Origin of the sequence: Paenibacillus flagellatus (genome assembly GCF_003217775.1) — a bacterium.
GTDB lineage: Bacteria > Bacillota > Bacilli > Paenibacillales > NBRC-103111 > Paenibacillus_AB > Paenibacillus_AB flagellatus.
In genome coordinates, this window is the sequence record NZ_QJVJ01000011.1 from 189,291 (window position 1) to 201,817 (window position 12,527).

General features: G+C 63.9%; 7 protein-coding genes and 1 other annotated feature. Of the genes, 3 read left to right on the plus strand and 4 right to left on the minus strand.

The annotated features are described in order from the left end of the window. Window positions 1-6: 6 nt before the first annotated feature. A complete protein-coding gene (locus DLM86_RS23485) occupies window positions 7-567 on the minus strand; it encodes a ComEA family DNA-binding protein (protein ID WP_110842506.1) in 561 nt (186 codons plus the stop codon). A 122-nt stretch (window positions 568-689) separates the two neighbouring features. Here DLM86_RS23485 and comER point away from each other — a divergent pair, with 122 nt between their 5' ends. Then, window positions 690-1,523, plus strand: a complete 834-nt coding sequence (comER, locus tag DLM86_RS23490) for a late competence protein ComER (protein WP_110842507.1) — start codon at window positions 690-692, stop codon at window positions 1,521-1,523. An 86-nt stretch (window positions 1,524-1,609) separates the two neighbouring features. Here comER and leuS read toward each other — a convergent pair whose 3' ends face one another. The 3 genes from leuS to fabF form a co-directional block, all read right to left on the minus strand. After that, the gene (gene leuS, locus DLM86_RS23495) at window positions 1,610-4,063 is read right to left on the minus strand and encodes a leucine--tRNA ligase (RefSeq protein ID WP_110842508.1); all 2,454 of its coding nucleotides are present in this window, start codon (window positions 4,061-4,063) and stop codon (window positions 1,610-1,612) included. Window positions 4,064-4,140: 77 nt separating this feature from the next. Further along, window positions 4,141-4,406, minus strand: a binding site (T-box leader). Window positions 4,407-4,479: 73 nt separating this feature from the next. Further along, entirely contained in the window at window positions 4,480-5,607 is a 1,128-nt protein-coding gene (locus tag DLM86_RS23500; protein ID WP_110842509.1) for a DUF3900 domain-containing protein, read from the minus strand. 177 nt (window positions 5,608-5,784) lie between these two features. Next, window positions 5,785-7,032, minus strand: a complete 1,248-nt coding sequence (gene fabF / locus DLM86_RS23505; RefSeq protein ID WP_110842510.1) for a beta-ketoacyl-ACP synthase II — start codon at window positions 7,030-7,032, stop codon at window positions 5,785-5,787. Window positions 7,033-7,171: 139 nt separating this feature from the next. On the opposite strand from fabF, the gene DLM86_RS23510 reads away from it, so the two are divergent. Continuing rightward, window positions 7,172-8,101, plus strand: a complete 930-nt coding sequence (locus DLM86_RS23510; protein WP_110842511.1) for a helix-turn-helix transcriptional regulator — start codon at window positions 7,172-7,174, stop codon at window positions 8,099-8,101. A gap of 277 nt (window positions 8,102-8,378) precedes the next feature. Further along, window positions 8,379-11,999 carry a glycoside hydrolase family 44 protein gene (locus DLM86_RS23515; protein ID WP_110842512.1) on the plus strand — a complete coding sequence of 1,207 codons (3,621 nt, stop codon included), beginning with the start codon at window positions 8,379-8,381 and terminating at the stop codon, window positions 11,997-11,999. Window positions 12,000-12,527: the final 528 nt, after the last annotated feature.

Below are 12,527 nucleotides of genomic sequence, written 5' to 3' on the forward strand. Positions count from 1 at the left end.
CGGCCGCTAGCGGGAAACCGCTCCCGCCGTGACGAGCTCCTTCAGCGACTCGAACGTTTTGTCTCCGATGCCTTTGACGTTTTTCAGCTCCTCGACGGACCGGAACGGGCCGTGCCGCTCCCGGTGCTCGACGATCGCCTTCGCTTTGGCCGGGCCGATGCCCGGCAGTCCGTCCAGCTCGTCGGCTCCCGCCCGGTTAATATCGATCGCGCCGGCGGGGGCGGCCGCCGGTTCGGGCGAAGCCGGGGAGGCGCTCGGACCGGACGGCGACGGCGGCTCCCGGGACGTTTTTCCGCCGGCTTCGTTCGTCGCGGCGCCGCTCGCCCCGTCCTTCCTCTCCTTGCCGGACGCGGTCGGCGCCGCCGGCTTCTCCTCCTCCGCACCGTCGTGCGAAGCGAACAGCGCCGACAGTTCCTCGTTCCGCACCGTCCAGCCCGTTCCGATCGGGCCGGCGTCGGTCGCGAACGACCGCGCGGCCCACAGCATCAAAGCGAGCGCAGTCCAGCAGGCGACCGCCATCCAAACGATCGCGGCCGTTCGTCCGGCCCGTCCATCCGTCGCTTTCATCGTTCAAGCCCCTTCCACAATTTGTTAACCACAAGCATATGGCCGCCGCCGGGCGCATACAAATAATTGAATCGTTGCGGGCGTTCGCGATTACCGTTTACTTCTCCGGGAGGGATTGCGCCATGAAGGTTGGTTTTATCGGTACGGGCAGCATGGGCACCGTGCTCATCGAATCGTTCATACGCTCCGGGGCGCTTCAGCCGTCGTCCGTCGTCGCGAGCAACCGGTCGCAGGACAAAGCGGACCGGCTCGCCGAGCGTTATCCGGGTTTGACGGCGGCCCGCTCGAACCGGCAAGTCGTCTCGTCTTGCGGAACCGTCTTTCTGTGCGTCCGTCCGCTCTCGTTCAAAGCGGTCGTCGACGAGATCAAGCCGTACGTGTCGCCGGACCAGACGATCGTCTCGATTACGAGCCCGGTGCTGCTCAAGCATCTCGAATCGGCATTGCCGTGCAAAATCGCCAAAGTCATTCCGAGCATTACGAACAACGTGCTGAGCGGAGCGGTGCTGTGCATTTTCGGCGATCGGATGACCGAGGACGACCGGCATTCGCTCGAATGGATGCTCGGCATGATCGGCAAGCCGATCCGCGTGTCGGAGCGCCATACGCGCGTCACGTCGGACATTTCCAGCTGCGGTCCGGCGTTCCTCGCCTATTTCGTGCAAAAGCTCGTCGACGCCGCGGTCGAAGTCGCCGGCATTCCTCACGACGAAGCGACGAGGCTCGCCTCCGAGATGGTGCTCGGCACCGGCAAGCTGCTGAACGAAGGCGGCTTCACCCCCGAATCGCTGCGGCGGCGCGTCGCCGTGCCCGGCGGCATCATCGAAGCCGGCCTCGAGCTGATGGAGCGCGAGCTCGATACGACGTTCGTCCGGCTCATCCAAGCGACCCACGCCAAATACGACGAAGACGTCGAGAAGGTGGACCACCTGTTCTACGGCACGATCGTAGAATAAACGGCCGGCCCTGCGCCCGCGGAACTGCTTGTTCCTGGGCGAGGCCGGCCGTTCGTTTTCGTATCGGCGGTCCGTCCGCTATGAAGTTACCCGACTACGATGTTGACGAGCTTGCCTTTCACGGCAATCACCTTGCGCACCGTCTTGCCGTTCATCGCTTCCTTCACCTTGTCGAGGCCGAGGGCGAGCTCCTGCATCGCCGCCTCGTCCGTATCGCTGGCGATTTTGACGCGGTCGGCGATTTTGCCGTTCACCTGCACGACGATTTCGACCTCGTCGTCGACCGTCAGCGCCTCGTCGTACGTCGGCCAAGCGGCGTACGTAATCGACTCGGCGTGGCCGAGCTTCTCCCACAGCTCCTCCGCGATGTGCGGAGCGATCGGCGACAGCATCTGGACGAAATGGTTGGCCGCTTCGACCGGCACGGCGTCCGCCTTATACGCCTCGTTGACGAAAATCATCAATTGGCTGATCGCGGTGTTGAAGCGGAGCGCCTCGAAATCCTCCGTCACCTTCTTGATCGTCCGGTGCCACGTCCGCTTGAACGATTCGCTCGCTTCTCCGCCGATTTTCGGCTGGAGCGAGCCGTCCTCGTTCACGAACAGCCTCCAAATCCGGTTCAGGAATCGGTACGATCCTTCGACCCCGTTCGTATTCCACGGCTTCGTCGCCTCGAGCGGCCCCATGAACATTTCGTACAAGCGCAGCGTGTCCGCCCCGTATTGGCCGACGATGTCGTCCGGATTGACGACGTTGCCGCGCGACTTGCTCATCTTCTCCATATTCTCGCCGAGAATCATCCCTTGGTTGACGAGCTTGTGGAACGGCTCCTTCGTCGAGACGTAGCCGAGATCGTACAGCACCTTATGCCAAAACCGCGCGTACAGCAGGTGGAGAACCGCATGCTCCGCGCCGCCGATGTACAGGTCGACCGGCAGCCACTTCTCCTGCAGCTCCGGCGAGCACAGCTGCTTGTCGTTGCGCGGATCGATGAAGCGCAAGTAATACCAACAGCTTCCCGCCCATTGCGGCATCGTGTTCGTCTCGCGCTTCGCCGGCTTGCCCGTCTCCGGGTCGACCGTGTTGACCCACTCGGTTACGTTCGCGAGCGGCGACTCGCCCGTCCCCGACGGACGGATCTCGTCGACTTCCGGCAGCAGCAGCGGCAGCTGGTCTTCCGGCACCGGCTTCATCGTGCCGTCCTCGAGGTGGAGAATCGGAATCGGCTCGCCCCAGTACCGCTGGCGGCTGAACAGCCAGTCGCGCAGCCGGTACGTCACTTTGCCCTGGCCTTTGCCGTTCGCTTCGAGCCAATCGATCATCTTGGCGATCGCCTGCTCGTTGTTCAAGCCGTCGAGGAAGCCGGAGTTGACGTGCGCCCCGTCGCCGGCGTACGCTTCCTTCGCCAAGTCTCCGCCCTGCACGACCTCGATAATCGGCAGATCGTACTGCTTCGCGAATTCCCAGTCGCGCTGGTCGTGGCCCGGCACCGCCATAATCGCGCCCGTCCCGTAGCCGCCGAGCACGTAGTCGGCGATCCAGATCGGCGTCTTCGCGCCGTTGACCGGGTTGATCGCGTACGCGCCCGTGAATACGCCGGTTTTCTCCTTCGCCAGATCGGTGCGCTCGAGATCGCTCTTCGTCGCCGCCTTCTCCTGGTACGCCTTCACGGCCGCCGCTTGCTCCGCCGATGCGATTTTCGCGACGAGCTCATGCTCCGGCGCGAGCACGCAGTACGTGGCGCCGAACAGCGTATCCGGACGCGTCGTGAACACGGTCAGCTTGTCGCCGGCGTGCCCTTCGATGTCGAAGACGACCTCGGCTCCCTTCGACTTGCCGATCCAGTTGCGCTGCATATCCTTGATGCTTTCCGACCAGTCGAGCTCCTCGAGGTCCTCGAGCAGCCGCTCGGCGTACTCGGTAATTTTGAGCACCCATTGGCGCATCGGCTTGCGGATGACCGGATGGCCGCCGCGCTCGCTCTTGCCGTCGATGACTTCTTCGTTGGCCAGCACGGTGCCGAGCGCCGGACACCAGTTCACGGGCACTTCCGCCACGTAGGCGAGCCCTTTCTTATAAAGCTGGATAAAAATCCATTGCGTCCATTTGTAGTATTCCGGGTCGGTCGTGCTGATCTCGCGGTCCCAATCGTACGAAAAGCCGAGCGATTTGATCTGGCGCCGGAAATTGTCGATGTTGACGAACGTGATGTCCCGGGGATGCTTGCCGGTGTCGAGCGCGTGCTGCTCGGCGGGCAGGCCGAACGCGTCCCATCCCATCGGGTGAAGCACGTTGTAGCCGCGCATCCGCTTGTAGCGGGAGACGATGTCCGTCGCCGTATAGCCTTCCGGATGGCCGACGTGCAGCCCCGCCCCGGACGGATACGGGAACATGTCGAGCGCGTAAAACTTCGGCTTCGACGAATCGTCGAGCACCTTGAACGTTTTGTTGCGGTCCCAATATTGCTGCCATTTCGGCTCGATCGCCAGCGGATTGTATCCTTGCGGCTCCTTGCCCGTCTCTCTCTGCTCCTGCGTCATCGTCATATCCTCCCTAACTGTCCCGCAAAATGTTCAACCCTGTTCAAACCAAAAAACCTCCCGTCGCTAGCGCTAACGCTAGGGACGAGAGGTTCGAATTCCCGTGGTACCACCCTAGTTGGCATCGGCCGTACTTCGACCTCCGCCCACTTTAGCCCCTTAACGCGGGGACCGACGTTCCGGCTTGCCGCGACGCTGGATGCGTCGGCGCTCGATCGCGCGCTGCGGGTTATGCCGAAGGCTCCAAGGCGAGTTCGCTTGATCCGTCCGTCGGCTCGCACCTGCCGCCGACTCTCTGGGGTGACGAATGATCGAAGCTACTGTTCCTTTTCCGTGCCTTTTGTCGATATGGATGTTTCAAGTTATTATAAAAGCAAAAAGTCGGGAATGTCAAGCGAGGCGGGGCCGCGCGCCGATTACCACGGCACGCCGCCGTCGTCTCCCCCTCCGCCCGAGGAAGGCCCGTACGGCTCCGGCGCGGGAGCCGGCTTCTCGATCAGCTTGCGGGCGACGTCCTCGAACGACTCCGGGTGGAGCAGCTCAACCGGCGAAAATCCTTTTTCGAACTGAAACGATTGGCCCTCGATCAGCAGCACGTACCGGCCGTTCAGGCTGGCCACATGGACGGACTCGCCGTAATCGGCGAGAAGCGCCTTCACCGTCACGCCGTCGAGCTTGAACTTGAGCTCCACCTCGGGCTGGTGCTCGACGATGCGCATCGCGGCCGCCGCCACCTGCTCGTGGCTCCACTTCTGCTGCAGCTCCCGCTGCTCGCTCGCCGCCCACAGCTCCATCTCCTCCGCCTCGCGCTGGCGCCCCTCCTGCTCCTCCGGCTGGCCCTGCCATTTCTCCTCCATATATTCCTGGACGATGTCCATCACTTGATGGGTGATCAGCTCGGGCACCGACGGCTCGTAGGAGACGAACTTCAGGAAATCCTCGAAGTAGCGGGCGTGCGACGATTGATGAAGCTTCAGCTCCCATTCCTCGAGCATGCCTTCCTCCGGCATGTGCGGGTATTGAATCGACTTTATGTTTTTCGCGCTGATCGCCATTTCGACGTGCTGCACCAAGCTTTTCTCGTCCGCGATCGTGGCGATTTTCGGCTCGAAGTCGCATTTCATGACGAACAGAAGCGGGTCGTCGAACCATTTCGACAGCTTCGCCCGCGCCACGATCAAGGCGCCGCCGCGAACGGAGCTCGTATCCATGTAGGCGCGGACGAGCTCGTCGGCGGCGTACAAAAACTGCTGCGCGTCCTCCGCGAACCGGATGCGCTGAAACAGCGCGTAGTTCGGGTTGCCGCCCAGCTCGAAGCCCGGCTCGACGATGAATCGTCCGATCTTCGTCGGCGACTGCTCGGTGCTCGGATTTTTTTCCGCCTTCCGCTTGCAGATGCGGGCGAATTCGCCGTCGAGAAACTTCTTGATCTCGCTCGTCTCGTACGACTCGCGGTCGAGCGTCTGGTAATGCTTGAACGTTTTGGACGATTGGCCGTCCGTTTGGATGACGAAAAACGATAAATGCTGAACGAAGAAGTCCATGGCTGCCGTAACGCTCCTTCTTAGGTTCGAAAAAAAGCCCAGACTTCTACTTTAACAAAAATGCGGTCTTCGTCAATATGCCGGATGTTTCCGTGTACGGCCGACCCGCTCCGGAAGACCGGCCGGACCCGCCGGCCGGTCGCGGGCGGTCGGATCGGTCGCTGGGCGGCGATGCGGTTAAGCCTCGTACCGCTTCAACACGATGACCGCGTTATGCCCGCCGAAGCCGAACGCGTTGGACAGCCCGACCCGCACGTCGGCGCGGCGCGCCCGTCCCGGCACGTAGTCGAGATCGCATTCCGGATCGGGGAATTCGAGGTTGATCGTCGGCGGGACGATTCCGTCCTCGATCGTCTTCACGAGCGCGACGGCCTCGATGCCGCCGGCCGCGCCGAGCGTATGCCCGGTCACCGACTTGTTGGCGCTGATCGGGACGTCGTACGCCCGGGCACCGAGCAGCCGCTTGATCGCTTTCGTCTCGGAGACGTCGCCGAGCTTCGTCCCGGTGGCGTGCGCGTTGATCGCGTCGACGCTTTCCGGCGGCAGGCCGGCGTCCGCCAGCGCCTCGCGCATCGCCCGGTACGCGCCGTCCCCTTCCGGGTCGGTCGCGACCATATGGTACGCGTCGGCGCTAGCGCCGTAGCCGGCGATCTCGGCGCGGATGCGCGCCCCGCGCCGGAGCGCGTGCTCGAGCGACTCGAGCACGACGACGCCGGCGCCTTCGGCGGCGACGAACCCGTCGCGCTCGGCGTCGAACGGGCGGCTCGCCCGCTCGGGCTCGTCGTTGCGCGTCGACATCGCCGTCGCGTTGCCGAAGCCGGCGAACGCCAGGTCGGCGATCGTCGCCTCCGAGCCGCCCGCCACGACCGCGTCCGCGCCGCCGCGCTGGATCAGCTTGAACGCCTCGCCGATCGCATTGTTGCCCGTCGCGCAGGCGGTGACCGGCGCGAGCAGCGGGCCCTTCAGCCCGTACAGGATGCTGACCTGCGCCGCCGCCATGTTGGCGATCATCATCGGCACGACCGTCGGGCTGACGCGCCCCGGGCCGCGCGAAAGCAGCGTCCGGTAATTGTCGAGCAGCGTATGAATGCCGCCGATGCCGGAGCCGATGTAGACGCCGATCCGATCGCGGTCCGCGCTGTCGGGATCGAGCGCCGCGTCGTCCAGCGCCTGCTTCGCCGCGGCCACCGCGAACTGGGTATACCGGTCCATCCGGCGCACCTCCTTGCCCCCGATCGTCGACTCGGCGTCGAAGTTCCGGACGACGCCGCCGATTCTCGTCTTATAGCCGGAGACGTCGAACGTATCGACGGCCGAGACGCCCGAACGTCCGGCGGTCAACGCTTCCCAAAACGTCGCGACGCTTTGGCCGATCGGCGAAACGACGCCCATTCCCGTTATGACTACCCGCTGCTGCTGTACCATGCTCATTTCCTCCCTCGCCGCCGGGCTTCGCTGCACGCACCGGCCTTCGTTGCTCCTAGCATGTCACAAGTGTTATCCTATTACAAGTTATAGGTTATCCTGGTATAATGGATAACAGGCAAATCGAAGGAGGTCCCAGATGACCCGACACGACGAAACGAACGATCCCCGCCCGAACACGAACCCGAACCGGTCCCCGGTCCGCGGCGCCAATGGAGGACACGGCCTAAGCCCCGATCCGCGGCGCCAGTCGCTTTCCGAGTTTTTGACCGCGCACCGCGCCCGGCTGCAGCCGCAATCGGTCGGCCTGCCCGCGGGCGGCCGCCGCCGGACGCCGGGACTGCGCCGCGAGGAGGTGGCCCAGGTGGCCGGCGTCAGCACGACGTGGTATACGTGGCTGGAGCAAGGGCGCGACATTTCGATGTCCGCCCAGGTGCTCGACCGGATCGCGTTCGCCCTTAGGCTGAACGAGGAGGAGCGCGACTACTTGTTCGCGCTCGCCCTCGGGCCGTCGGCTCCCGCGCCGGCGGCGGACAAGCCCCCCGAGCTGCCGTCCTCGCTCGGCCTCATTCTCGGGGAGCTGAAGTACTGCCCGTCGATCGTCTCCGACCGAAAATGCGATATCGTCGGCTGGAACCGGGCGGCGTCCGCCGTTTTCATGGATTTCGAGCAGGTGCCGCCGGACGAGCGCAATTTGATCTGGCTGCTGTTCACCCGCAAAGAGCTTCGGGCGCTCGCGGTCAATTGGGAACACTTCGTGAGCGGCTTCATCGCCATTTTCCGCTACTATTACGGGAAGTACGTCGGCGATCCGTGGTACGGAAGCTTCGTCGAGCGGCTCGGCGGCCGCAACGAGGAGTTTCGCGCGTTTTGGGACCGCAACGACGTCAGCTCGGCGCCCGAGCTGTTCATCGAATTCCGTCACGCCAAGGCGGGCAAAATGCTGTTCGACCTCACCTCGATGCAGGTGCAGGGCCGGGCCGATTTGCGCTGCAGCGTCTATACCCCGTCCGTCGGCTCCGACACGGAGACGAAGATGAAGCGGCTCATGAGCCGCCTCGGCGAATAGCGGACCGACGGCGCTCCAACCGCCCTTCGCGCTCGCGTTTCGCCGGGGAATCGTCCGGCTCCGGCGCATCCGCGGCGTTTCGTTTACGGCTCGCCCACCGGCTCTCCCCTCCGCCGTTCCGCGGCCCCGCCTTCCCGGCCCGGACGGGAAACGTTCCCGAATGACGGGAAATTCGTTCCCGATTCTCCAAACTGTTACAAACGATACAGAAACCGATCGCCGCGATGTGCTATGATGGCATCCGTTGGAAATTTTCAAACGGAAAGGAATTCATGCCATGCCATCATTACCGACACTACGAAAACCAGGCCGCCTGCTCCGTCTCGCCACGGCGGCCGCCCTGCTTCTCGGCAGCATCGGCTTCCCGGGGACGCAGCACCATGCGCGGGCCGAAGCCCGCATCGAAGCGTCCGCGGAAGCGACGCCGTCGATCGTCGAGGCGGGCTCCTCCGCTAATGTGGACATCACCGTCACGTCCTCGGAGACGACGTCCGTCATGATCGACCTCGAGCTGTTCGATTCGTCGCTCAACCGGGTGAAGCAAATCGTCGTCGACAACGTCGCGGTCACCGCCGGCCAGCCGGCGACGGTGCCGTTCCGTTGGGACGTCCCCGCGACGCTCGCTCCCGGTCGTTATATCGTGAGCTTCGGCGTATTCGGCGCCGGCTGGAGCGCGAGAATCAACGAATGGTTCGCCGCCGCGGCCTCCATCACGGTGACGGGCGGCGCGCAAAGCCCCGTCCTCGCGAGCTCGGCGGCCGTCAGCCCGGCCGGAGCGGCGTACGGCGATACGATCGTCGTGGACGCCGCGGTAACGGTCGCCGCCGACACGGAAGCCGTCACGGAGCTCAGGCTGATCGGCCCGGACGGCGCCGAGGCGCTTACCCGTTCGTTCGCCGGCACGCTGCGGGCGGCCGAGCCGAACCGGTTCCGGACGGAATGGACCGTCCCCGAAGGGGCCGCCGCCGGATCGTACGCCGTCGGCGTCGACGTGTACAGCCCGGACCGGCTCGGCACGTACCACCAAAACCGCGAAGCCGCCCGCTTCTCGGTGACGCCGACGACCGGGCAGCCGCTGCCCGCGCCGGAGCACGTGCAGGCCGTTCCGTTTCCGACGGCCGTCGACTTGAGCTGGAGCGCCGTCCCCGGCGCCACGGGCTACGAGGTCGAAGCGGACGGCGTCGCGGCGCCCGCGGGCGGCGCAACCGAAACCGCCTACCGCCACGAAGGGCTTGCGCCCGACACCGAACACGCGTACCGGGTTCGAGCGGTCGGGATCGGCGGCGCTCCGGGAGCATGGAGCGAGCCGGTGCAGGTGCGCACGAAGCCGGATTCGGGGGAGAACCCGGCAAGCGCCGTCAAGGTCGCCGTGAAAACGGGCACGGACGCTTCCACGCCGATGCTCGGGCCGAACTTCCGGATCGTCAACGCAAGCCGGTCGCCGATCGCGCTCTCGGACGTGAAAGTCCGTTATTACTTCACGATCGACGGCGAGGAGAAGCCGCTGTCGATCGGCTTCTGGAGCTCGGTGCCCGACCAGAGCCGCAACGTTTCCGCGTCGTTCGTCAAGATGCCGACTCCCGCCGCCGACGCCGACCGGTACTTGGAGATCGGCTTCGCCGACGGGGCCGGTACGCTCGCTCCCGGCGGAGACGTCGTCATCAACACGTGGATCAACAAAAGCGACTGGTCGAATTTCGATCAGACGAACGATTACTCGTTCGAGCGTTCGACGGATTTGTCGGACAGCTTGAAGACGACGGCTTACGTTTCCGGCCATTTAAGCTGGGGACAGGAGCCGGTACTGCTCGACCTGCCGCCGTTTCCGTCCCGCATCGCGGCCGTGCCCGCCGACACGTCGGTCGCTTTGACGTGGGAGCCCGTCGCCGGCGCGACCGGGTACGACGTCATGGCCGACGGCTCGATCGTCGGCCCGCTCAGCGAGGCGTCCTTCACGCAGCAGTGGCTTGCGCCGGGCACCCGGCATACGTATTACGTCCGAACGAGATCGGGGGAACGTACCGGGGTATGGAGCCCCGCCGTTACGGTCAAAACGACGGGCTTGCCGAACATCCCCGCTCCGGCCAACATCAAGTCGCAGCGGACGGATACGTCCATCGCGCTGACATGGTCGGCGCCGGACGCCGAAATTACGGGTTACGACATCGAAGTCGACGGCTCCGTGCTCGACGCCGGCACGTCGACCTCGTATACGCACGAAGGGCTGGAACCGGGCTCGCGCCATACGTACCGGATCCGGGCGAAGCAGGACGCCGTCCCGGGAACCTGGAGCGCGCTGCTTTCCTTGAATACGACCTACACGCCGACCGGGACGTTCGACGTCGACATCGAAGTCGATCCGTCGGCCGACCGTCAACCGATCAGCCCGTACATTTACGGGACGAACGACGACTTGAGCGGCGTGGACCGCTGGACGGCCCGCCGGATGGGCGGCAACCGGCTGACGACGTACAACTGGGAAAACAACGCCTCCAATTCCGGCGACGACGAGGCGTTCCACAGCGACCGGTACGTCGCGCACTATTTCGGTGGCGTGCCGTGGAGCGAGACCGGCGACGAGCCGGGAGTCGGCGTCACCGGGTTCCACGAGCGGTCGCTGGCGCAGGGCGCCTACACGCTGACGACGCTCCAGACGGCGGGCTACGTCGCCAAAGACGTCGACGGCTACGTCACGCAAGCCGAGACGGCTCCGTCCTCCCGCTGGGTCGAGGTGAAGCCGGCCAAAAACGCGCCGTTCAGCCTGACCCCCGATTTGACGGACGACGCCGTTTACATGGATGAGCTCGTCAACCTGCTCGTCAGCCGGTTCGGGAACGCCTCGACCGCAACGGGCGTTCGCGGCTACGAAATCGACAACGAGCCGGGCATTTGGCGCAAAACGCACGCCTACATGCACCCGCAGCCCGCCGGCGCGGCCGAGGTGCTGAACAAAGGAATCGCGCTCGCGAAGGCGGTCAAAAACGTCGACCCGCACGCGGAGCTGTTCGGCCCCGCCGCCTTCGGCTTCGACGACATGTACAACATGTTTCTCGCGAGCGACTGGCCGGCGCTGAAGGCGAATTACGGCTGGTACCTCGACTATTACCTGGACCGGTTCCGCGCCGCATCTGAGCAAGAAAACCGGCGGCTGCTCGACGCGCTCGACATTCATTGGTACCCGGAAACGACGGGCGGCGGCATCCGTATCCAGTACCAGGCGGGCAACGACAACCCGGAGACGAACAAAGCCCGGCTGCAGGCGCCGAGACAGCTGTGGGATACGAGCTATACGGAGGATACGTGGTTTTTCAAGGGCGATTACGCCTCCTTCTTCCCGCTCATCCCGAGCTTGCAGCGGTCGATCGACACGTACAATCCGGGGACGAAAATCGCCTTCACGGAGTACAACTACGGCGCCGAGCACAATATATTCGGCGGTATCGCGCAGGCGGACGTCCTCGGCATTTACGGCAAATTCAACGTCTACATGGCGAACTTTTGGCGGATGACCGACGCCACCCTCGGCTCGGCCTACGTCAGCGCCGCCTTCAAGCTGTACACCGATTACGACGGCGCCGGCTCCAAGTTCGGCGATACGAAGGTCCGCGCGGAAACGTCGGACATCGAGAACAGCTCCGTCTACGGCTCCGTGTACAAGGACGACGACGACAAGCTGCACCTGATCGTGCTGAACAAAAACACCGACTTCGACATGAACGCGATCGTGAACATCGCCGGCGATACGGCATACAAGTCGGCGCGGGTGTGGGCGTTCGACGCGTCCGGTCCGGCGATCACGGAGCGGCAGCCGGTCGCGCGCATCGAGAACAACAAGCTCGTCTATACCGTTCCGAAGCTGACGGCGTGCCACATCGTGCTATCGGCCGAGCCGCAATAAGATAAGCTTGGGGGAAGTCCCGCCGGCTCCGCGCTGGCTCCCCCCCCCCCTCGCAGCAAAGGTTACGTACGCAACCGGTATCGATTGTACGGAAAAGACAGGCGAACCTGAATGGAACCGCCCCCTTTGTAAGCCGGTGTTTAACCAGCGGGGTGCAGTTCATCCATTCGCCTGTCTTTTCGTACGTTCTATGGTTCGGCCTGCTTTGCGTGAATCCGCCAACCTCCTCGGACATACGCCGGACGACCTTAACGGGAAAAACCTCGTGTCCAAACCATGCTGGAATGCCGGGCAGGAAACTTCGCGTTCATGCACGATGGACGATCGATCTTGATGGAGAAAATGGAAGCGAGCTGCCTTAACGATATAATGCTCGAATAGGCCCGCCAGACTGCATTAAAAGGAAAACCTCCCGTTAAAATCGGCCGGCTTCCCCCTTTCAGATTATTAACTGGAATTCCTCCATCAACTTCAGCAAAAAAGCTTAGCCGTTTGCAGACACGCCGATTTAGCAGGAGCTTTTCCGGT

Bases quoted from the DNA above. Each gene is read 5' to 3' on its own strand.
- DLM86_RS23485 (WP_110842506.1), bottom strand. From the start codon at position 567: ATGAAAGCGACGGATGGACGGGCCGGACGAACGGCCGCGATCGTTTGG.
- comER (WP_110842507.1), top strand. From the start codon at position 690: ATGAAGGTTGGTTTTATCGGTACGGGCAGCATGGGCACCGTGCTCATC.
- leuS (WP_110842508.1), bottom strand. From the start codon at position 4,063: ATGACGCAGGAGCAGAGAGAGACGGGCAAGGAGCCGCAAGGATACAAT.
- DLM86_RS23500 (WP_110842509.1), bottom strand. From the start codon at position 5,607: ATGGACTTCTTCGTTCAGCATTTATCGTTTTTCGTCATCCAAACGGAC.
- fabF (WP_110842510.1), bottom strand. From the start codon at position 7,032: ATGGTACAGCAGCAGCGGGTAGTCATAACGGGAATGGGCGTCGTTTCG.
- DLM86_RS23510 (WP_110842511.1), top strand. From the start codon at position 7,172: ATGACCCGACACGACGAAACGAACGATCCCCGCCCGAACACGAACCCG.
- DLM86_RS23515 (WP_110842512.1), top strand. From the start codon at position 8,379: ATGCCATCATTACCGACACTACGAAAACCAGGCCGCCTGCTCCGTCTC.